Source organism: Solibacillus sp. FSL H8-0538, assembly GCF_038003525.1.
Classification (GTDB): domain Bacteria; phylum Bacillota; class Bacilli; order Bacillales_A; family Planococcaceae; genus JBBOPI01.
Window position 1 is genome coordinate 43,755 of the sequence record NZ_JBBOPI010000002.1, and the last position, 23,867, is coordinate 67,621.

The window sequence follows — 23,867 nt, forward strand, 5'->3', positions numbered from 1 at the left end:
TTCTTTGAAGTATCGTCTAGTGCAGTATATGGTAAAATGAGGAGAATTTTTAGGAGCCATTGATATACCAACATTTATAGAGGGAGGAATTTAAAAACGAGAAAAATCCCATTCTAGGACAGCCATATTAGTAAAATAAGCTTTAGCTACTCCAACAAAAATAGCGCCATCTTTCATTGCTAACATGTTGAAGGGTATTTCTGCTGGAAAATTATTTATTGAATTTCCAGCACTTATATCCACATGCGGGAAAGGTCGTTTATGGGCAAATAGCTTTTACCTAGAAATGATTGGTGCAATTTCAGAAGATGCGATTGAAACGTTTCTTCTAAAGAAGGGAAAGGTGAATAGACGACTGAATCTTTTTTATTATCAAATCCGTACATGTTAGAAACAGTGAAAAGGAGTTTTGATTTTTTTGACTAAGACAAAAAATGTTTTACTTGGTGTTACAACAACTGCACTTACGCTTGTTTTAGCCGGGTGTAATTCGACGAACAATTATTCGAATAATAATCAATATTCGAATGGTAGCATCCCCCCTCAACCTACAGATGCTAGTTGTCGGAATTGGGATTGGGATTCCGATGATGGCTTGTGGGAATGTGATGACCAAAATTCAAGTCATTTCGGGCATTATTATTATGGTGGGAGTTATTACAGATCGGTGAATGGCTTGCTAAATAGCGCTGCTGGCAACAGTTATCGAAATAGTTCCCCCGCCTTCAATAAAGGCACTGGTACTACCTCAACGCCTTCTTATTCAAATAGTGGCACTTCTAACAATAGCAGTCAAAGCTCATCTTTCGGGTCTACAAAATCAAGTTCAGGTTTTGGGAGCGGCTCATCTAGTAGCGGTAGTTGAGCTAATTTAATTTAAAGGAGAATAATTGTGAATTTATATCTTAATTTTTTAGCTTATCTTGGTGTAGGCGTTGGGTTATTAGTAATTGGTATGTTGTTATTTGCACTTAGCACACCAAAAATTAATGAATTCAAATTAATTGCAGAAAAAAATGTATCAGCTTCGTTATTACTAGGCGGTAAAGTCTTAGGGTTAGCCTTTGTACTTGGTTCTGCTGCGGAATATTCTGTTTCGATTATGGATATGGTTGTTTGGGGCTTGATTGGCATGCTGGCACAGGTTATTGTATTTTTCTTAGCGGAAGTTATAACGATTCGCTTTAGCATTCAAAAAGCAATTGAAGAAGATAACCGTGCAATTGGCACACTTTTAATGACACTTTCATTAGCAGTAGGCTGGATTGTGGCGAAGTGTCTTACTTATTAATTGATTGATTGAGGTGAGATGTTTTGGGAAAATTGATTTATTACATAGATAAAGGGAACGGAAACTTTGAGCCCTTTGTTGAATATTCAAGTGAACATGTAGGCGCCGATGAATTTTATGCCCGCCAACTTTGTACATATTTCATCTACCGAGGGACTCAATATGAACGTACGTCGAATGAGATGGAAAACGGACATAATGTGATTGTTGTTAAAGAACTTGGCCGTAACTTACCTGGTGAGCATGAGCGTAGTTATCATGGAGAAGGGATTCACCTTGAATTCCGCAGCCCGAATGAAAAAGAAAACTATCGTTTAATTTCACGAATGCCCTGCAATACCCATTTTGATGTTATGCATTATTTATTAAAAGATATTGTAGACATTCCAATGGTTGGTCAAATGCTCGTAACGTCGAATGAAATCGACGAAGATCGAGGCGCTTATGTTCTTTATGTAACCGATTTAGAAGGGGCTTAATCATGTATCAGACGAAACGACAACAATTTTACGATACGATTGAGGGCTTTTGGGCGAACCTTTACGATGAAGAATATGCACTCTATGATATTAAGTATATGACAGCAGAAGAAGTCGCTCATGTTCGCCTTGCTAGTGAGCGAATTGGCGCGATCTATTTCAAAACGGTTACTTTGCTACGTAATGTTCCCGATGAAACCTTACTTGAAATGGGTTATCCAAAGGAAACGCTCTCTTTTATTCGCTTGCAGACTTTACCGGTGCCAAGTGTTATTTCCCGATTAGACCTTATTCCTTACAAGGGCAGTTACAAATGTATCGAAATCAATTCAGATACACCCACTTTTATTAAAGAGTTGTTTTCCGTAAATGCTGCGGTATGCGCTGAATTTAATGCTAGTAATCCTAATGAACAGATGGATGAATTATTGAAAAGGGCAGTACAAACGAGCTTGAAAGTAAGTTCTGGTCAGCCAGATCCACATATTGTTTTTACGGCTCATGAAGCTAATGTAGAAGACTATAATACTGTTTTATATTTGATGGAAGGGATACCAAATGCTACGTTTACGCCACTTCACCAGCTCAAAATTCGCCAAGGTGTGGGGCTCTTTGATGAAAACGATAAACAAATTGATATTTTATATCGCCAAACGTTTCCTATTGAGAACTTAATCCAGGACACGGACGCAGAAGGTAATGCAATTGGATTGTGGTTGTTAGAGTTAGTCGAGCAGAAGAAATTAGTCATTCTAAATCCACCTGAAGCCTTTTTACTTCAAAATAAAGCGGTGCAAGCTATCATATGGGGCTTGCACGAAGAAAAAAATCCTTTCTTTACGAGTATTGAGCATGAATGGATTGATGAATATTTCCTTCCTACATATTTTGAAGCAATTCCATTTATTGAGCAGAATATTTCATACGTTAAAAAGCCATCGTTTGGACGAGAAGGCGATACGGTTGAAATCTTTAATGGCTCCGGTAATTTACTGTTAGAGGATAATCAGAAGTCGTATCGTCAATACACGCCAATCTATCAGCGCTTTATTGAACAACCCAAAACGCAATTCCAGAGTAACAAGGGCGTTCAACACGGACAATTGCTTATAGGTAGCTTTTTGTTGAATGGCAAGGCGGGGGCGATAGGGTATCGCGTAGGCGGTCAAATTACAAATAACCTTTCGTATTATTTGCCATTAGGAATAAAGTAAAAAGTAAGCTCGAACCGAGAAATTATTCTTAGTTCGGGCTTTCTGTATACGTTGGTTTGTGCATTATTTTCTTGGTAAATTCACTTCAAATATTGTGCCAACGTTCAATTTGCTGGCCACACTTATCGTGCCTTTGTGTTTTTCAACCATTGTTTTCACGATTGATAAGCCTAACCTTTCTCCACCAACAAAACAATACATTTCTTACCGAATCTTTGCAAGAAGTAGAAAAGTTTTTAGGGCTAACGGAACAGCCGGTGCAGAAAAACAAGGCATTAACAGCAAAAATAGAAGAGATCCTCATACCATTAAAAAAAGATATCGCCCCTACTATCAGCGGAAAACACATTGAACAAGCACCATATATTGCTAGAAAACCAACCTTGGCGAAAGATGCAGCAAAAAAAACGTTGCCATTCTTCGGAAAACTTTTCTATTCTGCGCAAATCGAAATGGAATAGGATTTAACGACGCTAGATTTCCATATAAGGAGGCTTTATGTACTGGTCCTCAACACAATCCATGGTCTGACACGTCTTCGCTTAATTTTAATTTTATTGATTTCATCGAGGTATAGGTGTAAGTTTTAACAAGGAATAAAAGGTAATTTATTCAAAATAAAGAAATACAGACCCAAATGGAATATGAGTCATGTGAAGGTATCATCCAGTATCTCGATGAAGGGATTGAAGAAATGAAGTTGGAAACATTACTGTATTATTATCTACTTACAATCATAAACAAGAAAAAGTATTTGAAGGTGACTTGTCGGTATTGATTAAGCGATGAGGATTTATTAAAAGTAGGTGAAAATAATCTACTAATAACTCCAATCACGAATTATGGGTTAGAGTATTTTCTTAATTTTATGTTTAGGTTGGTTCTTATTCCACTAGCGGGTGCATTACTGGAACAACAGAAATGCTATTCTTATTGTGCTAACAAAGAAAATTAATGAAAGGAGAACAAGAAGTTGTCAGTACTAATAAGCCACTTGTCTTCTCTTTCAATGTTGTATTACTGATGATAAAATATCAAACAAGTAAAATAGCTATTCAAACTATAACAGTTTTACCGGTACACATATTTCGCAATAATGGTTGTTTACCATATCCTCAGTATATCTTTCCAAAATGGGTTTGTTATCAATTTGATATCCACTTATTTGTAGAGCAGAAAAAATATGAGCATATGCTTTTTGAATCTCTTCGGCTGTATGTTTGACTTCATAAATAAGGTATTTTCCACCAGCAAGTTCACCTTCACAAATTGAATCATCCAGTTGATAATCCTCTGAAATCACAATACAAGCATCAAATCTACAGTTTTCAGGCAGTGTTGTCTCAGGGTTATCTTGTTGAATTGCAAGTATCATTGCCGAAAGATTTTTCTCTTTTACCCAATTTTTTAACTTCTCCATTACTTCAATATTTGCAGAACCATACGGACCAACTCGTCGCACGTAAGCCAAGCGATAGTTAGGGAGTGTTTCAACTTTAAACTTCATACATTCTTTTTTCCTTTCTTCATTTGAATTTGTTTGGTACATTTCGAATGTAACATGCTTAAAAAATATAGACACTTTATTTTTTAAAAATTTATAATTACCCTTATTTAACTAACGAGGTCTTATCTACAGTACATTTGTCCACAGCTTTAATAATATTCAATTATACAAAAATAGCGTATTTACTATCTTCAAAGCCTATTTATCTACAGTCATTATTTATAGTATTTAACGTACACAACGTTAGGACTGTACATCGAGGGGGTAGGTATAATAGGCTCTTTTGCCATATGAAACAACGGCTTCCGCTTTTCCTGGTTGAACATGCCCACAGAGGGTCCATGTCAAGTTCTATACCACATAAATTCGCACACATTTACACAAAGATAAGAGTGCTATTCTAGCAGCACGATTACTGCCAATACTGTAAATATGGAGCAGGTTAGTTGAAGGATATGGTAAGATGAAAAAAAGATTTTAGGAGGAATAAAATGGTTACATGCTATTTGAAGTATGTCATTGATCCTTATAAAGTAAATGAATTTGAAGAATACGGTAAAATGTGGATTCCACTTGTAAATAAATTAGGTGGTACACATCATGGCTATTTTCTGCCACATGAGGGTGCGAATAATATTGCGTATGCCTTATTCACTTTCCCGAGTTTAACAGCATACGAAGAGTACCGAGTGAAAATGGCATTGGATGAAGAATGTCAAGCAGCATTTAAATTTGCCGAAGAAACTAAATGTATTTTAAGTTATGAGCGAAGCTTTATGCGCCCTGTATTTAAGTGACTCTACGAGAACGCTGAAAATACTTTAATCATCCATTGGAAAGCTAACGGATGCATGGTTCCGAGATCTTTTTCTTTGCAAATTAGTCACAGAAGCTCTCTATAACGATTCAAGCCGGTTCTACTTTACACAACATCAATTAATACCTTATTATAAATCAATTGCAGAACTTGAGAATGATCATTCTTGACTATCAGCTGCTGCACGAGAAATTAGTGAGAGGTGTTCCTTGATGACAAATAGTAAAATGAATCCTAAGGTAGATGCATTTTTAAGTAAAGCGACAAAGTGGAAAGAAGAATATGAGCAGCTGAGAAATATCGTTTTCGACTGTGAGCTGACCGAAGAATTTAAGTGGATGCATCCTTGTTACACGTTTGAGACAAAAAACATCTTGTTAATACATGGATTTAAAGAATACTGTGCCCTTCTGTTTCACAAAGGTGCCTTGTTACAGGATACGCATGGCATTCTAATCCAACAAACAGAAAATGTACAGGCAGCACGCCAAATTCGGTTCACCAATGCTCAAGAAATCGTTGAAATGGAGACGATTTTGAAAGCCTATATTATTGAAGCCATTGAAGTTGAAAAAGCCGGTTTAGAAGTGAGTTTTAAAAAGAATACAGATATCATAATTCCGGAAGAACTTCAAACGAAATTCGATGAAATCCCCGCCTTGAAAACGGCTTTTGAAGCCTTGACACCGGGAAGACAAAGAGCATATATTCTTTATTTTTCGGGGGCTAAACAATCCAAAACCCGAGCGTCCAGGGTTGAAAAATATATACAGCCAATTCTCAATGGAATGGGCTTAAATGATTAGTCTATTCGATGCGATTAGAAAGACACATCTCGCCCAAAATAGGGCGAGATGCCGTCCTTACTTATCTACAAATAAATCAATCAAATTCCAAGAGATTCCCTCACGTTACGTGCATTCTAAATTCCAGTTTGGATCGCAAGTAACACTCGTTGTTGATTTGAAATAAAGTTTGATCGTTTATAAAAAAGATTAATAATAATCCCCTCTTTCGTTATTCTTTGAGGTGATTTTTTATTGGTTAATTATGTTAAAGTAGATGTTTATCTTGTGATGAAATGTACTTAAACTAACGGGTACTTTAGTTGAAGATCATCTTACTGCTTATGCTACTCTTTCTTATTGAACTAATGGGGAAGGATCTGTTTTCATTCATTGTTGATTTTTGACCAAAGAAAAGACCGCACATGATATGAGCGGTAAATCGAACTATCATTATCCTTTGTTGAAGTAAACTATCATCCAATAAATTGGATTAGTAGCTGGTTGAACTTGTCACGTTCTTCATAGAAAGGAGCATGGCCGCTGTATTGAAATGGGACGAGCTGTGAATTTCTTATTAATTTGTTTGTTTCTTGTGCATTTTTAAAAGGAACAACTTTATCATGTATGCCGTGAATAATTAGCGTAGGGACTAATATTTTGCCAAGATCATTGTACACATTCTCATCTCTTAATGACATCATGACCGCAGCAGTCGACCAACCCGCAGCTTGTAAGCCTAGCTGAAAGAACCAATCAGATAATGGCACAGTAATATACTGGAAGAAGAAAGTGTCCGTTAGTCCCAGCAACATATTAGGACGATCATTAAGTGTTTCTGTAATGAACGTATTTGCTACTTCTTCTTGTACACTAGACGGAGATTGAGCGTCTATTAGGACAAGTTTTGAAACGCCATAACCTTTATATCGAGCCATATATCGAATTGAGATCGCGCCTCCTGTGGAGTGTCCAGCTAGTGTGAAGTCTTTTAACTGCAACGCCTCTACTACTGCATGGATATCATCTGCCAATCTGTCAAAACTGTAGCCATTGAATGGTTTATCCGAATTACCGAAACCCCTCCAGTCAATCCCTATACATCGATATCCCATTGCTGGAAGAACATTAAACTGATATTCAAACTGCTTATGGTTTAATGGCCAACCGTGTATAAATAGAATGGTTTTATTTCCCTCCTGGTTTACATCCTCTACATATATTCTTACACCAGGTTCCACTGTAACAAAGTATCCTATGTTGTTCCCTCCGTTTAATTATAGTGTTTTAATAATAAGATACTCGACTAGGGGAACATAGGTGAAAATCTAGCCGAAACGATAACACAATTAATTTCAGAGAAATACTGCGAACCAACGAACGATGCTAAACAACTAATTAAGTTGAGAGATTATGTTTTTAATATAATAAACAACAAGGGTGAATATAAATCACTTCCAGAGTCCAAAGGTGGGTACTTTATAGTTATTAAACAAACGGAGACTTTACTTAAAGATCATTGGATTGCATAAGCAACTCTTATTTTCTTTATTGAACTAACGGGCAGGTTAGTTCAATAAGTATAACGAATATATGTAAGTACGAAAAACATTAGATGGTAGGAGGGTTTGTTTGAAAAAATTCCGTGGAAAAAGGCGATATTTTCGTAATTTATCGAGAGAAGTTGCATTAGAAACCTGTAATTTACAATTTGATAAAGATGCGTGGTTTGACTTATGGCATAACCATCTCGATTTTTTTGGATATGGAAATCATAGTCTGAGGATACGAAGAAAGCACATTCAGGCACATATAGCTTTATATAAAAATATATTAAAAAGGCTTGAAACCTTTGAAAAACCTTACCAATCTTGGGTTCATATTAACGATGAGGACGCTGGTGTTGATGCAGTTTTTATTCATACGCCAAATCCAAACGAAGATAATTTCCCTCTTAAAGTAGAAAATTTGAACTGGAATTGCACAATCCCAACTGTTTTCCAAGATTTAATTAATACAAAAGAATTTATTGTCGGACAATATAAATCTCAATCTGAAGGTGGTTACATTATCCAGTCAAAAACTCAGGGAAATAGAATGAATTCTTATTGAACTAACGGGGGCTTTAGTTGAAGAAGGCTCATTTAATTAATCAAACTTTATTCTAAAGCTACACTCGTTCAACTAATTTGGCTGTTTTCGGAAAGATTGTTGCTAGTGGCTTAGTTACTTTATTCAACGAAAGCCCCTAGTAGCGCTTGTAGTAGTGTAAATTAAATACAAAATTTAAAGTAATCTATTACGTGAAATGAAAAAACACCTGTTTCTAAAAAAGGAACAGGTGTAGAAAAATAAGGTGCTATTTCACAATTTTTAATGGAACAAGGACTTTAGTATCGAAAGACCTTTCGATTTTAGCTATCCAGCTGGTTCCGTTTTCTTAGCCTACTGTATGGCCATTTATGATGTGACCTTCATACGAAGTGGGATCTTTAGTCTCTCTTGCAATTCTTCAAAAGACAAATCGCCAGTAATTTCTTCTACGATGACTTCTCCCTCTTCAAAAGCGAATACAGCATATTCGGTTACAAGTAATTCAATGCGTCGAATACCACTTGTTGGATAGGATAATTCCTGCACAATTTTTGGTTCTCCGTCTTTCGTAAATAAGGTGGCAGCACCAATCACTTTTTTAGCACCCACAACTAAATCCATGGCACCGCCTACACCTAAAATCGGTTGTCCGGGAACGGCCCAGTTTGCTATTTCACCTAGTGGATTCACTTGTAAAATGCCAAGTACGGCTACATCAATATGGCCCCCACGAATCATGGCAAAGGAATCGGCACTATTAAAGAACGATGCACCCGCAGAAATAGTAATCGCCTCTTTACCCGCCGATATTAAATCGGCATCCACTTGATCTTCTGCTGGTGGCGGGCCCATCCCAAGTAATCCGTTTTCAGATTGCAAATATACTTCTTTTCCTTCTATATAAGAAGTGACTAATGTCGGAATTCCAACACCTAGATTGACAACTTGCCCCTCTTCTAATTCTTGTGCGATACGTCTCGCGATAAGCGCACGAACATCAAGCTTTGACATATCGTTCACCTTCCTTTGTATAGTTTGTTTGGACGATATAATCAACGTAAACATGCGGTGTGACAATAACTTCTGGGTCTAACTCCCCTACTTCTAAAATTTCATCTACTTCTGCAATGACAATGCTTGCAGCGGTAGCCATCATGGGATTAAAATTACGTGCAGTCGTATGATAGGTTAAATTCCCTAAACGGTCGGCTGTTTTCGCTCGAATGATCGCAACGTCCCCTTGTATTGCTTTTTCAAAGATATAACGTTCCCCGTCAATTTCCCGTTCTTCTTTCCCTTTTGCTAATTCTGTCCCTACCGCTGTTTTCGTATAAAACCCACCAATTCCAGCACCACCACAACGTAACGCTTCAGCTAATGTTCCTTGTGGTAACAACTCAATTTCAAGCTTTCCTTCTGACCAAGCAATGACCGCTTCACGATTCATCGTAAAAAATGACCCAATCGCTTTCTCAATCTGCCCCTGAATAAATAATTTGTGCAATCCAACCCCATGATCCCCTAAGTTATTACTAACAATATGTAATCTTTTCACATCTATTTCTGCAATCTGATCGATTACTGTTAGTGGTGAACCTGATATCCCAAATCCACCTGCTAAAATTTTTTGGTTATCTTTAAATACATCCTTCAGTTCTGAAACACATTGAACAATTTTATTTTTCATATAGATGGCCCCTTTCAGTAACAATACTAGGATTCGGTCTAATTTTATTCTAAACTATACATACAATCATTTTCGGGAGGCAGAAAATATATGGTTAATAGAGAAAGAAAACAACAAAGAGGAGACGAAAAGAAAGAGCTCATCGCAAAAGAAGCATTGAAATTATTTAAAGAAAAAGGCTATAAAAAAGTAACTGTAGATGAAATCGTAAAAGTGTGTAACACATCAAAAGGGTCATTTTATCATCATTACAATTCGAAAACAGATATATTAAACGAACATTTCGCTATTGCAGATAAATACTATGAAAAAATGTATGCTACGTTACCAACGGATGTATCCGCTAAAGAACGAATGCAACTTTTCTTACATAACATGTATATCTATCTAGAAAAAACATTTAGTCATGAATTTTTGGCAATCATTTATTCAACATCCCTAGAAAGTGAAACACACTTATATTTCCGTAATCCCAAACGTAAGTTATTTATTCTTTTGGAAGAATTATTAGCTGCAATTTTAAAAGAAAATCCAGGTTCTTCTGATTTAACATTACATGAATTGAAGCAAGCACTGACTCAAGTGGTCATGGGAACGATCTATTTCTGGTGTACTTTACTAAATGATTTATCATTGCATGAAAGTGCCAAAGGGCCAATTAATCACTTTTTAAATGGCTTTCATTAAATAACGGTGGGGCTGTCTACAATGACAGCCCTATGGACTATTTTTAGACTCTTTCTAGTAAAATTGCGATACCTTGACCGCCACCAATACATAATGACGCAATCCCATAGCGCGCATTTCTTTCATGTAATTCTAATGCTAAAGAATATGAAATACGTGCTCCACTTGCACCAACAGGGTGACCAAGTGCAACTGCCCCGCCATTTACATTCACTTTTTCCGCAGGCACACCTAATTCTTTCAAAATAGCTAAAGACTGTGCAGCAAAGGCTTCATTAAATTCAAATAAATCAATCTCATCGAGTGTTAAGCCTGCTTTTTCCACTACTTGACGCGTAGCCGGTACAGGTCCAATTCCCATGATATTAGGATCTACACCAGCAACAGCATAGGCAACAATTTTGGCAAGTGGCTTTACATTACGAGCTTTTACCGCTTCTTCACTCATCACAACAACAGCTGCTGCTCCGTCATTAATACCTGAAGCATTTGCTGCGGTTACTGTACCACCTTTTTGGAAACTTGGTTTTAATTGTGCAATTTTTTCTGGATCTAATTGAGGTCGAATATGCTCGTCTTTATCTAAAACGAAAACATTCCCTTTACGATCCCTTACTTCAACGCCAATAATCTCTTTTGCAAAGCGCCCGCGTTCTACAGCGTCAGATGCTTTTTTATGTGACGCGATTGCAAATGCGTCTTGTTCTTCACGAGAAATATGATATTGTTCTGCAAGGTTTTCAGCTGTTACGCCCATGCCACAGCCAATATAGTTATCTGTTAATGTACCCCATAGCATATCATCCATTTGTGGTACTTTATTTGGCGAACCAAAACGTGTATCACGTAAGATCCGAGGTGCTTGTGACATATTTTCTGTACCACCAGCAACAATAATGTCTGCGTCACCAAGTAAGATTGATTGCACACCCGATACAATCGCCTGCATCCCAGAACCACATAAACGGTTTACGGTTAGAGCACGCGATTCATTTTTTAAGCCACTAGATAAGCCAATATGACGCGCTAAATAAGCCGAATTGGCAGACGTATGAATGATATTCCCAATAATAATCTCATCGACTTCTTCTGGATCTAGATTTGAGCGCTTTAAGGCTTCTTTTACCGTCGCTACTGCTAAATCACGATCCGAAACATCCTTAAAAATCCCCCCAAAACTACCAAACGCTGTACGTGCACCTTCTACGATATAGGCCATATTATTTTCTCCCCCATTTTCTTTACATTTCTTACATACCACCCGCTACTTTAATATGCTCCATCGTAATTGCTTTTGCTGCCTCTGATGCTAAGAAGACGACTGTATCAGCAATTTCTTCCGCCTCGATAAAGCGATTCATAGCTTGACGAGGATATACGATGCGATTTAATGCTTCGACTTCTGTTAAGCCTTCTGATTCATGTAAGTCTTCCAGTTGTTTCACAAGTAATGGTGTTTTTACAGCTCCTGGGCAAACCGCATTCACTGTAATACCGTAGCTTGCACCTTCAATCCCTGTAACATCTGTTAAGCCAATTACGCCATGTTTCGCTGCAACGTAAGCTGCTTTTTCAGGTGAAGCTGTCTTCCCATGAACAGAAGAAATATTGATAATACGACCGTATCGTGCTTCTTTCATATGCGGGAATACATGTTTTGTCATGAGGAATACACCTGTAAGCATGACATCGATTAAAAGCTGCCATTTTTCTAACGGGAAATCTTCTACTTTATCACGGTGTTGCAAACCGGCATTGTTAACTAATACATCGATTTTTCCTTTTTCCGCAATAATACGTGAAATACCATTGGCCACCGACTCTTCACTACGAACATCTACAACAAAACCGCTTGTCTGACTGCCATAGTTGTTTACAGCATCATCAATACGATTTTGATCTAAATCAAGTAAATAAACAAAATCACCTTGTGCAATGAATTTCTCGACCATTGCAGAACCTAACCCACCTGTTGCCCCTGTCACTACTACTACTTTTTGTGTCATACATGTTCCTCCTTATAATGCGTTGTAAGTAAATGTTTCAGTAATTCTTTATCTCTTTGTAAGACCAGCTCATCAAATCCTTTGCCTGGGTATTCAAAGAACCCTTTACCCGTTTTCACGCCATATGCTTGCTCATTTACTAAATCTTTTATTACAGAGAACGGTCGTACAGAAGATTCAATTTCTCCTTGTAAGTTTCCTAATACTTTATCCCAAATATCTAAGCCACCAAAATCGATTATTTTTAGTAAACCGCTTGTTGCATACCTAAAACCGGGTCCATCCAAAATTGTTTTTTCCAAATCCTCTTTTGTGACAACACCATCTTCTAAAAGGGATAATGCCTCACGAGTTAATGCTACTTGAATACGATTTGCTACAAGGCCTGCTACCTCTTTATGAACAATAATTGGTGTTTTCCCGATGGACTCGAACAATGTATGTACCTTTCTTAAAACACCTTGTTCGGTTTCTGGTAGTTCTAACAACTCAACTAACGGCACGATTTGCGCTGGATTAAAGAAATGCGTTAAAATTACTCGGTTTTTCATTCTTGTTAATTTTTCTGTAATTTCAGATAATTTAAGACTCGAAGTATTGGACGCTAAAATGGCATCACTTTTCACGAGTGTATCTAGTTGTGCAAAAATATCTTGTTTCACTTCAATCCGTTCAATCACACTTTCGATAATTAAATCTGTTTCTTTAAAACTATCGAGTGTACTTGTCCACTTAATTTGATTAAATGCTTGTTGCTTTGATAATTGAAGCGGAAACTGTGCTTTCTCAAATAAATCATAATACGCATTAAATTTTTCTTTCGCAAATTCTAATTGATCCTCTGACACATCGTAAATTACTGTGTCATACCCATGAATAGCGAAGTAAAAACCAATACCAAACCCCATTGTTCCTGAACCTAAAACACCCACTTGTTTCAATGTACTCATCTCCCTTAGTAGAACATAATCGCTACTATTAACGCTGGAATTGCAGCAAGGACTGGTCCAACAACGGCTACAAAAAATACATGTTTATATGCATCTTTATGCGTCAATCCAGTTACTACTAAAGTGGTAATAACAGCACCATTATGAGGTAAAGCATCTAAACCGCCCGATGCAATGGCTGCTACACGGTGAAATGCTTCAGGATTTACACCAAGTTTTAAGTATGTGTCTGTCAGTGTTTCCATCGCAATCCCTAAACCACCTGAACTTGATCCTGTAATACCCGCTAATAATGTTGTCGCAATATATAATGAAATTAAAGGATTCCCCGGAATATTTGTTATCATATCTTGGAATATTGTGAAACCAGCTGTCACAGCAATAACTGCGCCATAACCAACATCTGCTGACGTATTAATAATTGGTAAAACAGCATTTGTTGCCCCGATATTAATTGACTCTCTCTTTTTCTCAATGAATTTCCAAAATACAACCATTGCTACTAAACAAGTAATCATCAATGTGTAAAGTACTTCTAACTTAAACGCATTTAATAACACAATTAATAACACTGGTGGAATCAAACTAACAACCATATTTGGTAAAACCTTCTCGGCATATTTATCCACAAGAAGTTTTGGATCATCAGATTTTTCAAGATTTTTCATATTTGCATAGGTTTCATTACGCTTCTCTGATTTTTTCAACGCATAACTCATATACCAAATATTAAATACAAGTAAAGTAATCGCTGCCACTACACCAATCCATGCCCCCGAAGAAACGGTTGTCCCTAAATATTTTATTGGAATGATGTTTTGAATTGCCGGTGTACCAGGAACCATCGTCATTGTGAATGTCGCAACACCTGTGAAATACGCTGCGATAAATAAATGCCAAGGAATATCCAGTTCTCGGAAAATTGGTTTTGCAATTGGTAAAATCGCAAATACTACTACAAATAAACTGACTCCCCCATACGTTAAGAACGCACATACAAACATAATACTGATTAATGCACGTAATTTACTGTTACGACCTAATAATTTTAATAAACCGTGTGCAATTGTACGTGCAGCGCCGGAATCATCCATAAACTTTCCGAACATCGCTGCAAATAAGAAAATCAAGAAATAATTCTTCACATAATTAGTAAAACCAGTCATATACGCAGTTTGAAAAGTTTCTAAAATCGGTAAGTTATTGCTTACGATGACAAATAAACTGACAATTGGTGCAATAATAACAATGGTAAAACCTCTCATTGCTAACACAACAAGAATGATTAAAGAAATCACGATCGTCAATAAACTCCACATACTTACGCCCTCCTTTTCTCTAAAACAGACTGTAGTTTGTTTCTTTGATTTTACAACACAAAAATTCCCAAGTAAATACCCAAATGAGAATTTTTGCAACCTATTGTAGAAATTTGCGACACGAGCAACAAGCATCTAACATAACCATCTAGCTTACTACCACTTGCAAATGCATAGAAATCAATAGAAAAGGGTACAAATAAATAGAAAAGAATAGAAAAGTTTAGCGCAGAGTTAAATAGAGTGGGCAAAACAAGCGTTACAGCGAGGCAAATAGGACAAAATTAAAACAATGGGCTGAGCCAAAAACAGCAACTAAAAAAAAAAGGGTCTATACCAAAACATGTCCTGTACTTTAAAAGAAAGTGTACTACTTTATAGGCACATGGAACGGAAGGCGGCGACTCCTGCGGGAAAAGCGTGAGCCTTGAGACCCCGCACGAAGCGAAGCGGAGGAGGAGGCTCAAGCCACGCCCGCGGAAAGCGACCGCCTGGAGTGGAATGTGCTGTCAAGTTCAGATTTTGGTGTAGAGCCTAAAAATACATACAAATAAAGGGCCAGTGAAAATGTAAAAAATCCCTAAATTGAATAGGTTACAGTTACAGAGCATTTCTTTGTAATGAGAAATGCTTTTTATCTTTGTCTAAAATTAAAAGTATAATTATTTAACGATAAGAATATAATCAAAAAGAATAATAATTTATTGTAAAACGATAAATTATGTACTACAATCAAATCAACCAAAACTAAGTGAGGTGTTTTTTTATGAAACAAGGTTCAACACTCTTTTTAAAGATAGCTGTTTTTCTGATGGGACTCCCAGTTCTTGCTTTGAGCCTATTTGGGTTGACTTGGTTAACTAAAAATCCAGTAAATCCAGAATATGCCCATATCCTATACCCCATTTTAATAAGTATGTATGTATCCGTGATCCCGTTTTTCGTTGCATTGTATCAGGCATTTAAACTGTTAAGCTATATTGACAAGAACGAAGCTTTCTCGGCGTTGTCTGTTCAAGCTCTTAAGGTGATCAAACGCTGCGCAATGACAATCAGTGGGTTGTATGCGTTAGCTATGCCATTTGTTTTTCTCGTAGCAGATCTAGACGATGCCCCAGGTCTCATCATAGTTGGAATGGTTCCTATCTTTGCTTCCATGGTCATCGCCGTATTCGCTGCTGTTCTTCAAAGACTTTTACGAGAAGCGATAGATATAAAATCGGAAAATGACTTAATCGTCTGAGGTGATAACAATGGCAATTATAATCAATATTGATGTGATGCTGGCTAAACGGAAAATGAGCGTAACAGAACTTTCGGAGCGAGTTGGCATCACGATGGCTAATCTTTCGATATTAAAAAACGGGAAGGCAAAAGCGATTCGATTCTCAACTTTAGAGGCGATCTGTAAGGCTTTAGACTGTCAGCCTGGAGATATTTTAGAATACAAACCTGACGAAGAAAGTTAAACATTGTGGAAGAAACTTACTATAACAATTATTAGGGGAGGTATAACTATGGACATTAACAACTTGATTATTGAAAATATTACTAACCCTCATGAGCTGGAGAAAATGTATAGAAAAGACCCGAAAGCTTTTAAAAAGTCACTCTCACACGCATGGGAACAAAATCCTGATTCTCAGGTTCTTGGTGTTTGGTATGAAAGATTGCATTTCAAGGAGACGGCATATATAGAAAAATCCCCCTTGCTTCAAAAAGGTTTCTTATTCATGGGCATTTTAGCCATTCTGGCCGGGATAAGCACCAGGATCATTTTCCATTATGTCGAACAGGAAGCAATTGCTCCAATTAACCTGGCTTTTGGAATAATTCCCTTTATTGCTGCCTATTTTGTTTACAATAATACTCCGAAAAAAAGTATTATTTATTCCCTTGCAGCGTTGTTCCTAATTTCCGGGTTTTATCTTAATATGCTGCCTTTAAATTATAAAGACAGTATTATCCTTGCTTATTTACACCTTCCCATATTCTTATGGGTATTGGTAGGGCTTGCATTTACAGGAAATGAATATTCAAAAGGCAGTACAAGATTAGCCTATATTAAATTTAATTTGGAATATGGTATTCTCTACGCCAGCATGGCAGTGAGCGGAATGGTACTAGCAGCATTAACCATGCAGTTATTTAGCATTGTTGGCTTGGATATTGAAGACTTTTATTTTAGTAATGTCGTTTTATTTGGTGCTGCCGCTCTCGCTATTGTGGCTACCTACCTGGTGTCAATGAATCTTAAACTTGCTAAGAATATTACACCCTATATCGCTAAAATTTTTAGTCCTCTTGTCCTGGCCACTTTGTTGGTCTATCTTATAACGGTAATTTGGGTCGGAAAAAATCCATTCTTGGACCGCAATTTCTTGATCGCCTTCAACGGAATACTCCTTGGTGTCTTGGCCGTTACCATATTTTCAATTACCGAAAGCGGCACAGATGAGAAAAAGAACATTTCTGATTATATAAATTTTGCCCTAATTGTTCTGGCGCTTATCATTGACAGTGTGGCTTTGTCAGCCATCGTGTTCAGACTTTCTTCTTATGGGATTACGCCTAATAGACTGGCTGTTTTAGGAGTAAACATACTGATCTGGGCAAATCTAATTTGGATTATGCTCTCCTATATGCGTTTTCTACAAAACAAATCCGGACCTTCAACTATCCAAGATGCCGTTACTAAGTATTTGCCGGTCTACGGACTTTGGGCGGCTTTCGTTACATTTACTTTTCCTTTCATTTTTAATTAGAAAGGCTTTATTAATGTAACGAAGAGCTAATCTTCTAGAACGTATAAAATCCTTAGAGCCGATAGTATGCAGCTTTTTATAAAGAATTGTATAGTTTTAGCTTATTTTCATTACTAAAGTTAAAAAGAGGGTAATCAAACTAGAAGTTATAATATATTGTTGCAACTGGATTCTTTAAAATATGTCCAGTTTCATGTGCCCCACGAAAAAGGACTTCATGAAACGTATTTGATACGCTACACTTGCAGGTTTTGAGTTTGATTTAGATTAATTGTGAAAAGATGTACTTTACACTAAAGAGGACTTTAGTTGAAGAAGATAATGGGAGTTTGTATGTCGCATTTGGCACATAAGGCGAAGCAAGGAAGGAGATTATTATGTACTGGAATTATAGAGTTGTGGAATTTATCAATAAACAGAACAAACCTTACTTTGAGATATGCGAAGTTCATTATGATGAAAACGATAAGCCTCATATGTGGGGTGAAATAATGCCTGCCGAATCATTAGATGAATTAAAAGATGATTACGAGTATATGCGTAAAGCATTTGAAAGTCCTGTATTGAAAGTAGTTGATGATAAATTAGTACAAGTGACAGAATAATGTAGCAGTACGAATATAATGTGTATAAAAGATAAGGTACTTATACAACTAACGGGTAGCTTTAGTTCAACAAGGTAAATAAGAAAAGTCGATTCCTAAATGTCATAGGAAATCGATTTTCTTTATGGATTGAAACTGCTTATCGTTGGAATTCCACATTGAACTAAACTTTGATTTGAGAACTAGTGAATAGTTTTTCACCTCTCTTCACCCGCAAGCCCACCAAATTACGGTTTGGTAATAGGTTCTTCCTCGCGTATATGTATATACGAATATATGAATATATCTAATCATTCAAGACACTTTTTCCTTTTATAAGGCACTACCTGTAGTTAGGGCTAAACGGCTTATTTTAGGGAGTTGTCGAAGAAAAGAATAGAAAAGAATAGCGCAGAAGAATGTTTTTGATGCTTAGAGGAGATCTCTATGCCCATTTACTATCCCAGCACCAGGAGATTGTTTTGGTTTCATAGGTAGGAAAGTTATCCATTCTTCTCGACCAAAAACGTTTCCATTCTGCGCAAATCGAAATTGCAAAAACACGGGGGCAACTAACCCCCGTGCTGAATTACCTTTGATTCTCTAACGAAAAATTCAATCCTTTTTGATAATATTCCTTCTTCATTTCTTCCGGAACCATATTTCCACCAGTCCCCCAAATAATGTGTGTACCTTTACTCATTTTTTCTGTTAAATTATGCTTCAGTAAATACTCGGTGCCTTCTTTCCCTAATTTAATCGGGCCAATCATGCCTGCTAGTGCTGAAGGTTCTAAATGAATCCCCTCTGTATCAACTAGTTCCTTTAATAACTTATACAATTGTTCATCGCTAACCGTATAATTCCCACTTAGAAACGGCTCTATCGTTTTACCAACAAATCCAGATGGTCTTCCTACAGCAAGTCCATCAGCGTCTGTTACATTATCAAGACCTATATCTTGAACAGAAATTTTATCATGAAGGCCTGTCATTAACCCAAGTAACATACATGGCGAGTGGGTAGGTTCTGCAAAGAAACAGTGAACATGGTCTTGATACAATAACTTCAAACCAAAAGCGATCCCGCCAGGACCACCGCCTACACCACATGGAAGGTAAACAAACAATGGATGATCTTCATCAACTGTTATCTCTAACTCTTCTAATTGTTTTTCTAACCGAGATGCGGCTACTGTGTATCCTAAAAATAGATCATGGGAATTTTCATCATCTACAAAATAACATGCAGGATCCCCATCTGCTTGGCGTCGGCCTTCCTCTACGGCTTTACTATAATCAGATTCATATTCAATTACAGTCACATTTTTGCTGCGGAGTAAGTCTTTTTTCCATTGTTTTGCATCCGCCGACATATGCACGGTCACATTAAAACCTAACTTTGCACTCATGATGCCAATACTAAGTCCTAAATTTCCAGTCGAGCCTACTGCGATGGAATAGTGAGCGAAGAATGTTCGAAACCGATCACTCGCTAAAATGGAATAGTCATCTTGAATCGTCAACAATTGATGTTGAAGCGCTAATTCTTCTGCATGTTTTAGCACTTCATAAATCCCGCCTCTTGCTTTTATAGACCCGGATATCGGAAGGTGACTATCACACTTAAGCAATAATTCACCTACTATCGGTTGTTGATACTCCTGCTCTAAGGATTGTTTCATGGAAGGAATACGCACTAAAGGAGATTCGATTATCCCATTCATCTTTTTTGTTTCAGGAAATACTTTAGCAATATATGGAGCAAAGCGTTTTAACCTTTCCTCTGCATCCTTTACATCATCTTGACTAAGGGGGGATTTTTTAATTCCTTTTTCAAACTGTTCAATATTAGGATTTAACCACAATACTTCCTTCATCGAAGTGAGTTTGTCTAGTAAAGGATACTGTTCTTTCCATGTTTTTAGATCTCTGAATTCAAGCTCGTTCACGTTGATCGTCCTCCTCATTGATGTCATTCTAGTCATTCAAAAAGCAAAATATAAATTAACAAACGTTAAATTAAATTTAACATACACATTTTTAATTGTTAAGTATTATTTGAAAATGTTAAATTATAATTAACATTTAATCCTCAAGGAGTGCATAGTCATGGAAAATATCGATATTGGGAAGAAGCTTGAAAAATATAGAAAAGGGAAAAACTTAAGCATTCGAGAATTAGCAAAGTTAGCTGAAATCACGCCTTCTATGTTGAGCCAAATCGAACGTGGCTTAGCAAACCCTTCGATTCAGACGCTTAAAGTGTTAGCGAAAACCCTCGACGTTCCGACATTTAGTTTTTTCATTGAAGAAACAAACACGGTTGATTTAGTCGTTAGGGCTAGTCACCGAAAGAAAATGATCACTGAAAACATATCGTATGAGCTCGTTTCTCCTGATTTTACTGGAAAGCTTGCAACAGCCATTATGAATTTACCACCAAACACGGCTTCCTCTGAGAAACAATTGGGACATACTGGAGAAGAAGTTGCTTTTGTCTTAGAGGGGAAAATTATAGTATTTCTAGAGGACGAAGAATACCTCTTGGAAACTGGGGATAGTGTAAAAATACCTGCACAAATGAAGCATAAGTGGGAAAATAAGTTTAATGAACATGCTGCCATACTGTTTTCGGTGACGCCACCAGCGTTTTAATTTTCGGATTGAGTTGGCTTTTTTTGTTTCACATTCGGAATATATTGAGTCTTGGGAGAAAGAAGAAGTGTAGAAATTGCATAATCTATTTCATATTTACGGAAACGCCAATGATTTCATTTTGCGATCAACATTCACAATACGTTCGATTGATTTTACATTAGTTGAGGACCACTCACTTTCTCCTCAACTTCAACAACTTCCGTTTGAAAAAGATAATCAATTTATTAGGGCTTTCGTTTATTTGAGTAACCTTCATGAAGAACATTATTTGCTAATTGAAGAATGTGCGCTAAAAAATACATTTGTAGAAAATTTAGTTCACTGTGAATTTTATGATGCAAATCTAGATGTATTTCTTGAAGATGGGCAGTCAAAAAACGTTGCCATTCTTCGGAAAACTTTTCTATTCTGCGCAAACCGGAATCGAAAAGAAACAGGAGATCGGTGCCTATAGAGAGAGAGGAGCGCTTTGCTGAGCAGCTTACGCAAGCACTTCTTCAGCATCACAAGCAATCCGTGGTGTGAGGGGCCTCCCTAACATCCCCAACACGTTAGAAAGACACATCTTGCCCAATATAGGGCGAGATGTGTCCTTCCGTATCGACCAAAAATGGCAACCTCATCCCATATTGAGATTGCCTTCTTTAGGAATTATTTATTCCGTGCTCTCTCCCACATTTGCTGAGATTAGATTACTCTGCACATTATTAGTTTAAGCCATCCATAAAAGCTTCAATTTCTTGCTGTGTTTTGCGGTCCTTACTAACAAATCGGCCCACTTCATTACCTTTATCGTAAGCAAGAAAACTTGGAATCCCATATACATCTAATTCGATACATAGATCGATGAATTGATCGCGGTCAATCTTCACAAAATGATAATTACTATACTTTTCTTCTATGGTAGGCAATATCGGATCAATGACACGACAATCCCCACACCAATCTGCTGAAAAAACAAATAGCGTATGTTCACCTTTTTTTAGTTCTTCAAATTGCTCCATCGATTGTAAATTTTCCATATAAAAACCTCCTTACTACCTGTTATTTTTCTAATAATACCATATTTCAAAAATGCTTTATTTACTATTTCACACAAATATAAGGGAAATTAATTTGAGTAAAATAACAAATTGGCAGGTTATACGTTCATTTTTACCAAAAACGTTGCCATTCTTCGGAAAACTTTTCTATTCTGCGCAAACCGAAATCGAAACGAAACAGGAGATCGTTACCTAGAGAGATAAACGCTTTACTGAACAGCTCACGCACGCACTTCTTTCAGTCTAAGTAATCGTGCTCATTAGGTACCGAGGGATTTTCACCAATTGGAATGTCTACAATTTCAACCATGATGGTAAAAATAATACTTAAACGAAAACAGATAATCAATAATATTAAACATTAAATTAATATTATTTATTTTTTTGTATGAATAAATCAACTTTATTGTTTGTATTTTTAATCATTTGTTATACAATATAATCGAATCAACAAAAAGGAAGGGTTTCATTATGGCTTATAAAGTAATCACAAATTGTCCTGTCTGCAGTAAAACATTGAAAATTACAAAATTGCAGTGCTCTCATTGTCACACCACCATTGAAAATGAGTTTGAATTATCTAAGCTGGCATCCTTATCAAAGGATCAGCTTCATTTTGTGGAAGTATTTTTAACATGCAGAGGAAATATCAAAGAAGTTGAAAAAGAACTGGGGATTTCCTATCCAACGGTTCGAGGCAAGCTAACAGACATCATTTCATTCCTTGGATATGTGGAGAAGAAGAAAAATGAAGTAGACGAGAAAAAAGTTGTCACCATGTTGGAAAATGGCGAAATCACACCAGAAGAAGCCATTAAGCTCTTAAAAGAGGAATAGGGAGGAATTTATTATGAAAGAGGAAATTAAACGAGTGTTAACAATGGTTCAAGAAGGGAAGATTGATGCGGATACGGGATCCGAACTGATTCAAGTATTAAAAGAGAAAGAAGAAACCGGTAATACGCTTGTTGAAAAACCGGCAAAATATTTAGATAAAACATTAAAAATCCGTGTGGTATCAGCCGAAAATGATAATGTCATAGTCAATTTGCCGATAAAACTTGTCAAAGCAGTATTAATGGCTGGACACAGCATCGCAGCGAGTATTCCTCAATCCGAAAAATACGTGAAAGATATCGACATAAGCCTTATTCTGGAAGCAATCGAAAACGAATTAGATGGCCAAATTGTTGATATTCAATCGGCAAACGGGGATACCGTTTCGGTCATCATTGATTAGTGATTTGCTTATGATTCATGTCAAAGTGAAAGCAAAAGATGTTCGGTTTACCCTCCCCATTCCATATGCCTTTTTAAACATGGCTCTTTCCATTTTGTGTTCAAAATTTTTTCAGCAACTTGCAAAAAAATGGACAAAAAAGCACTTCGATAGAGAAAAACTGGACTTTACATTTCCACTAATAGACAAAAAAACGCTAAAGCCTATTGTTAAGGAACTGAAAAATTATAAAGGCCTCGTGCTAGTAGATGTCAAAGCTAAAGACGGTACAGAGGTTAAGGTTCGACTATAATTTTTTATCGACTACACCGACCACTGACATGCATTTTGAAGAAAAAAGGGAGTTCGTTTTCAATAAAGGCGTCCCCTATTTCCTGTACAATGTACTCCGTTATTTTGCAAAAGCGCCCGATTGTTGAATAACATGACTGGCGTTTTTTAAACTACTTTATTATCTCTGTACAAATACAGGTATAGGGTTAGCAATGAATGCTGCTAAAGGGGATAAAGCTATAATTGTTATTCCTGATAATGGGGAACGTTACTTAAGTATGGACGGGTTGTTTGAAGTTTCTAATTGAGTAGCCCTAGCTCAATACGCAGCAATTCGAAAAACATCTCGCCCAAAATAGAGCTAGATGCTGTCCTTCCTTATGTAAATAGGAGGTAATACGTTCCTATCCACCAAAACGTTTCCACTCTTAGGAAAACTTTTCTATTCTGCGCGAAAAGAAACAGG

General features: G+C 36.8%; 29 protein-coding genes. 18 read left to right on the top strand and 11 right to left on the bottom strand.

What is annotated here, in order from left to right; genetic code table 11:
• Window positions 1–160: 160 nt before the first annotated feature.
• The 4 genes from MHH87_RS18985 (at window position 161) to MHH87_RS18185 (ending at window position 2,984) form a co-directional block, all read left to right on the top strand.
• A complete protein-coding gene (locus tag MHH87_RS18985; protein ID WP_445683139.1) occupies window positions 161–391 on the top strand; it encodes a transposase in 231 nt (76 codons plus the stop codon).
• A 501-nt stretch (window positions 392–892) separates the two neighbouring features.
• Window positions 893–1,291: a DUF350 domain-containing protein gene (locus MHH87_RS18175; RefSeq protein ID WP_340751185.1), complete on the top strand. Its 399-nt coding sequence runs from the start codon at window positions 893–895 to the stop codon at window positions 1,289–1,291.
• Between the two features lie 23 nt (window positions 1,292–1,314).
• Window positions 1,315–1,770: an RNA helicase gene (locus MHH87_RS18180; protein ID WP_340751187.1), complete on the top strand. Its 456-nt coding sequence runs from the start codon at window positions 1,315–1,317 to the stop codon at window positions 1,768–1,770.
• Window positions 1,771–1,772: 2 nt separating this feature from the next.
• Window positions 1,773–2,984 (top strand): glutathionylspermidine synthase family protein, encoded by a 1,212-nt coding sequence (locus MHH87_RS18185; protein WP_340751189.1) that lies wholly within the window; start codon window positions 1,773–1,775, stop codon window positions 2,982–2,984.
• 63 nt (window positions 2,985–3,047) lie between these two features.
• On the opposite strand, the gene MHH87_RS18990 is transcribed toward MHH87_RS18185, so the two are convergent.
• The gene (locus tag MHH87_RS18990) at window positions 3,048–3,185 is read right to left on the bottom strand and encodes an ATP-binding protein (protein ID WP_445683136.1); all 138 of its coding nucleotides are present in this window, start codon (window positions 3,183–3,185) and stop codon (window positions 3,048–3,050) included.
• Between MHH87_RS18990 and MHH87_RS18190 the strand changes: the two genes are divergently transcribed.
• Entirely contained in the window at window positions 3,134–3,445 is a 312-nt protein-coding gene (locus MHH87_RS18190) for a hypothetical protein (RefSeq protein ID WP_340751191.1), read from the top strand. The two genes, MHH87_RS18990 and MHH87_RS18190, sit on opposite strands and share 52 nt — an antisense overlap.
• Before the next feature lie 599 nt (window positions 3,446–4,044).
• On the opposite strand, the gene MHH87_RS18200 is transcribed toward MHH87_RS18190, so the two are convergent.
• A complete protein-coding gene (locus MHH87_RS18200) occupies window positions 4,045–4,491 on the bottom strand; it encodes an AraC family transcriptional regulator (RefSeq protein WP_340751193.1) in 447 nt (148 codons plus the stop codon).
• A gap of 491 nt (window positions 4,492–4,982) precedes the next feature.
• On the opposite strand from MHH87_RS18200, the gene MHH87_RS18205 reads away from it, so the two are divergent.
• Both MHH87_RS18205 and MHH87_RS18210 read left to right on the top strand, forming a co-directional pair.
• On the top strand, window positions 4,983–5,288 hold the full coding sequence (locus MHH87_RS18205) for an NIPSNAP family protein (protein WP_340751195.1): 306 nt from the start codon (window positions 4,983–4,985) through the stop codon (window positions 5,286–5,288).
• A 232-nt stretch (window positions 5,289–5,520) separates the two neighbouring features.
• Window positions 5,521–6,114: a YdeI/OmpD-associated family protein gene (locus tag MHH87_RS18210; RefSeq protein ID WP_340751196.1), complete on the top strand. Its 594-nt coding sequence runs from the start codon at window positions 5,521–5,523 to the stop codon at window positions 6,112–6,114.
• A 455-nt stretch (window positions 6,115–6,569) separates the two neighbouring features.
• On the opposite strand, the gene MHH87_RS18215 is transcribed toward MHH87_RS18210, so the two are convergent.
• Window positions 6,570–7,352 (bottom strand): alpha/beta fold hydrolase, encoded by a 783-nt coding sequence (locus tag MHH87_RS18215; protein WP_340751418.1) that lies wholly within the window; start codon window positions 7,350–7,352, stop codon window positions 6,570–6,572.
• Between the two features lie 373 nt (window positions 7,353–7,725).
• Here MHH87_RS18215 and MHH87_RS18220 point away from each other — a divergent pair, with 373 nt between their 5' ends.
• Window positions 7,726–8,205: a hypothetical protein gene (locus MHH87_RS18220; RefSeq protein WP_340751198.1), complete on the top strand. Its 480-nt coding sequence runs from the start codon at window positions 7,726–7,728 to the stop codon at window positions 8,203–8,205.
• A 348-nt stretch (window positions 8,206–8,553) separates the two neighbouring features.
• On the opposite strand, the gene MHH87_RS18225 is transcribed toward MHH87_RS18220, so the two are convergent.
• Window positions 8,554–9,198 carry a 3-oxoacid CoA-transferase subunit B gene (locus MHH87_RS18225; protein ID WP_340751200.1) on the bottom strand — a complete coding sequence of 215 codons (645 nt, stop codon included), beginning with the start codon at window positions 9,196–9,198 and terminating at the stop codon, window positions 8,554–8,556.
• On the bottom strand, window positions 9,185–9,874 hold the full coding sequence (locus MHH87_RS18230; RefSeq protein WP_340751202.1) for a CoA transferase subunit A: 690 nt from the start codon (window positions 9,872–9,874) through the stop codon (window positions 9,185–9,187). The genes MHH87_RS18225 and MHH87_RS18230 overlap by 14 nt, the downstream gene beginning before the upstream one ends.
• Window positions 9,875–9,964: 90 nt before the next feature.
• On the opposite strand from MHH87_RS18230, the gene MHH87_RS18235 reads away from it, so the two are divergent.
• Window positions 9,965–10,561, top strand: a complete 597-nt coding sequence (locus tag MHH87_RS18235; RefSeq protein ID WP_340751204.1) for a TetR/AcrR family transcriptional regulator — start codon at window positions 9,965–9,967, stop codon at window positions 10,559–10,561.
• A 43-nt stretch (window positions 10,562–10,604) separates the two neighbouring features.
• Here MHH87_RS18235 and MHH87_RS18240 read toward each other — a convergent pair whose 3' ends face one another.
• The 4 genes from MHH87_RS18240 to MHH87_RS18255 are packed head-to-tail and all read right to left on the bottom strand — an operon-like array spanning window position 10,605 to window position 14,836.
• Window positions 10,605–11,780, bottom strand: a complete 1,176-nt coding sequence (locus MHH87_RS18240) for a thiolase family protein (RefSeq protein WP_340751206.1) — start codon at window positions 11,778–11,780, stop codon at window positions 10,605–10,607.
• Between the two features lie 31 nt (window positions 11,781–11,811).
• Window positions 11,812–12,567, bottom strand: a complete 756-nt coding sequence (locus MHH87_RS18245) for a 3-hydroxybutyrate dehydrogenase (RefSeq protein ID WP_340751209.1) — start codon at window positions 12,565–12,567, stop codon at window positions 11,812–11,814.
• Window positions 12,564–13,499 (bottom strand): 3-hydroxyacyl-CoA dehydrogenase family protein, encoded by a 936-nt coding sequence (locus MHH87_RS18250; protein ID WP_340751420.1) that lies wholly within the window; start codon window positions 13,497–13,499, stop codon window positions 12,564–12,566. The genes MHH87_RS18245 and MHH87_RS18250 overlap by 4 nt, the downstream gene beginning before the upstream one ends.
• Window positions 13,500–13,522: 23 nt before the next feature.
• A complete protein-coding gene (locus MHH87_RS18255) occupies window positions 13,523–14,836 on the bottom strand; it encodes a GntP family permease (protein WP_340751211.1) in 1,314 nt (437 codons plus the stop codon).
• Window positions 14,837–15,602: 766 nt separating this feature from the next.
• On the opposite strand from MHH87_RS18255, the gene MHH87_RS18260 reads away from it, so the two are divergent.
• From MHH87_RS18260 to MHH87_RS18275, 4 genes are all read left to right on the top strand, one after another.
• Window positions 15,603–16,079 (top strand): DUF2975 domain-containing protein, encoded by a 477-nt coding sequence (locus tag MHH87_RS18260; protein ID WP_340751212.1) that lies wholly within the window; start codon window positions 15,603–15,605, stop codon window positions 16,077–16,079.
• Between the two features lie 10 nt (window positions 16,080–16,089).
• Window positions 16,090–16,305 carry a helix-turn-helix domain-containing protein gene (locus MHH87_RS18265; RefSeq protein ID WP_340751214.1) on the top strand — a complete coding sequence of 72 codons (216 nt, stop codon included), beginning with the start codon at window positions 16,090–16,092 and terminating at the stop codon, window positions 16,303–16,305.
• A 48-nt stretch (window positions 16,306–16,353) separates the two neighbouring features.
• The gene (locus MHH87_RS18270; protein ID WP_340751216.1) at window positions 16,354–17,601 is read left to right on the top strand and encodes a DUF4153 domain-containing protein; all 1,248 of its coding nucleotides are present in this window, start codon (window positions 16,354–16,356) and stop codon (window positions 17,599–17,601) included.
• Window positions 17,602–17,978: 377 nt separating this feature from the next.
• The gene (locus MHH87_RS18275; protein WP_340751218.1) at window positions 17,979–18,206 is read left to right on the top strand and encodes a hypothetical protein; all 228 of its coding nucleotides are present in this window, start codon (window positions 17,979–17,981) and stop codon (window positions 18,204–18,206) included.
• A gap of 568 nt (window positions 18,207–18,774) precedes the next feature.
• Here the strand turns inward: MHH87_RS18275 and MHH87_RS18280 are convergent.
• Window positions 18,775–20,136, bottom strand: a complete 1,362-nt coding sequence (locus tag MHH87_RS18280) for a D-serine ammonia-lyase (protein ID WP_340751220.1) — start codon at window positions 20,134–20,136, stop codon at window positions 18,775–18,777.
• 160 nt (window positions 20,137–20,296) lie between these two features.
• Here MHH87_RS18280 and MHH87_RS18285 point away from each other — a divergent pair, with 160 nt between their 5' ends.
• Together MHH87_RS18285 and MHH87_RS18290 are read left to right on the top strand one after the other, a co-directional pair.
• Entirely contained in the window at window positions 20,297–20,842 is a 546-nt protein-coding gene (locus MHH87_RS18285) for a cupin domain-containing protein (protein WP_340751222.1), read from the top strand.
• Between the two features lie 76 nt (window positions 20,843–20,918).
• The gene (locus MHH87_RS18290; protein WP_340751225.1) at window positions 20,919–21,299 is read left to right on the top strand and encodes a hypothetical protein; all 381 of its coding nucleotides are present in this window, start codon (window positions 20,919–20,921) and stop codon (window positions 21,297–21,299) included.
• Between the two features lie 253 nt (window positions 21,300–21,552).
• Here MHH87_RS18290 and MHH87_RS18295 read toward each other — a convergent pair whose 3' ends face one another.
• Entirely contained in the window at window positions 21,553–21,867 is a 315-nt protein-coding gene (locus MHH87_RS18295) for a thioredoxin family protein (protein ID WP_340751228.1), read from the bottom strand.
• A gap of 492 nt (window positions 21,868–22,359) precedes the next feature.
• Between MHH87_RS18295 and MHH87_RS18300 the strand changes: the two genes are divergently transcribed.
• The 3 genes from MHH87_RS18300 to MHH87_RS18310 are packed head-to-tail and all read left to right on the top strand — an operon-like array spanning window position 22,360 to window position 23,420.
• Window positions 22,360–22,725 (top strand): DUF2089 domain-containing protein, encoded by a 366-nt coding sequence (locus tag MHH87_RS18300; protein ID WP_340751230.1) that lies wholly within the window; start codon window positions 22,360–22,362, stop codon window positions 22,723–22,725.
• A gap of 13 nt (window positions 22,726–22,738) precedes the next feature.
• Window positions 22,739–23,128 carry an SHOCT-like domain-containing protein gene (locus MHH87_RS18305; RefSeq protein WP_340751232.1) on the top strand — a complete coding sequence of 130 codons (390 nt, stop codon included), beginning with the start codon at window positions 22,739–22,741 and terminating at the stop codon, window positions 23,126–23,128.
• Window positions 23,129–23,138: 10 nt separating this feature from the next.
• Window positions 23,139–23,420 (top strand): hypothetical protein, encoded by a 282-nt coding sequence (locus MHH87_RS18310; RefSeq protein ID WP_340751234.1) that lies wholly within the window; start codon window positions 23,139–23,141, stop codon window positions 23,418–23,420.
• Window positions 23,421–23,867: the final 447 nt, after the last annotated feature.

Excerpts from the sequence above, each read along its gene's own strand:
- MHH87_RS18185 (WP_340751189.1), top strand. The coding sequence starts at position 1,773 with ATGTATCAGACGAAACGACAACAATTTTACGATACGATTGAGGGCTTT.
- MHH87_RS18990 (WP_445683136.1), bottom strand. The coding sequence starts at position 3,185 with ATGTATTGTTTTGTTGGTGGAGAAAGGTTAGGCTTATCAATCGTGAAA.
- MHH87_RS18200 (WP_340751193.1), bottom strand. The coding sequence starts at position 4,491 with ATGAAGTTTAAAGTTGAAACACTCCCTAACTATCGCTTGGCTTACGTG.
- MHH87_RS18205 (WP_340751195.1), top strand. The coding sequence starts at position 4,983 with ATGGTTACATGCTATTTGAAGTATGTCATTGATCCTTATAAAGTAAAT.
- MHH87_RS18210 (WP_340751196.1), top strand. The coding sequence starts at position 5,521 with ATGACAAATAGTAAAATGAATCCTAAGGTAGATGCATTTTTAAGTAAA.
- MHH87_RS18225 (WP_340751200.1), bottom strand. The coding sequence starts at position 9,198 with ATGTCAAAGCTTGATGTTCGTGCGCTTATCGCGAGACGTATCGCACAA.
- MHH87_RS18230 (WP_340751202.1), bottom strand. The coding sequence starts at position 9,874 with ATGAAAAATAAAATTGTTCAATGTGTTTCAGAACTGAAGGATGTATTT.
- MHH87_RS18235 (WP_340751204.1), top strand. The coding sequence starts at position 9,965 with ATGGTTAATAGAGAAAGAAAACAACAAAGAGGAGACGAAAAGAAAGAG.
- MHH87_RS18240 (WP_340751206.1), bottom strand. The coding sequence starts at position 11,780 with ATGGCCTATATCGTAGAAGGTGCACGTACAGCGTTTGGTAGTTTTGGG.
- MHH87_RS18245 (WP_340751209.1), bottom strand. The coding sequence starts at position 12,567 with ATGACACAAAAAGTAGTAGTAGTGACAGGGGCAACAGGTGGGTTAGGT.
- MHH87_RS18255 (WP_340751211.1), bottom strand. The coding sequence starts at position 14,836 with ATGTGGAGTTTATTGACGATCGTGATTTCTTTAATCATTCTTGTTGTG.
- MHH87_RS18260 (WP_340751212.1), top strand. The coding sequence starts at position 15,603 with ATGAAACAAGGTTCAACACTCTTTTTAAAGATAGCTGTTTTTCTGATG.
- MHH87_RS18265 (WP_340751214.1), top strand. The coding sequence starts at position 16,090 with ATGGCAATTATAATCAATATTGATGTGATGCTGGCTAAACGGAAAATG.
- MHH87_RS18270 (WP_340751216.1), top strand. The coding sequence starts at position 16,354 with ATGGACATTAACAACTTGATTATTGAAAATATTACTAACCCTCATGAG.
- MHH87_RS18275 (WP_340751218.1), top strand. The coding sequence starts at position 17,979 with ATGTACTGGAATTATAGAGTTGTGGAATTTATCAATAAACAGAACAAA.
- MHH87_RS18285 (WP_340751222.1), top strand. The coding sequence starts at position 20,297 with ATGGAAAATATCGATATTGGGAAGAAGCTTGAAAAATATAGAAAAGGG.
- MHH87_RS18295 (WP_340751228.1), bottom strand. The coding sequence starts at position 21,867 with ATGGAAAATTTACAATCGATGGAGCAATTTGAAGAACTAAAAAAAGGT.
- MHH87_RS18300 (WP_340751230.1), top strand. The coding sequence starts at position 22,360 with ATGGCTTATAAAGTAATCACAAATTGTCCTGTCTGCAGTAAAACATTG.
- MHH87_RS18305 (WP_340751232.1), top strand. The coding sequence starts at position 22,739 with ATGAAAGAGGAAATTAAACGAGTGTTAACAATGGTTCAAGAAGGGAAG.
- MHH87_RS18310 (WP_340751234.1), top strand. The coding sequence starts at position 23,139 with ATGATTCATGTCAAAGTGAAAGCAAAAGATGTTCGGTTTACCCTCCCC.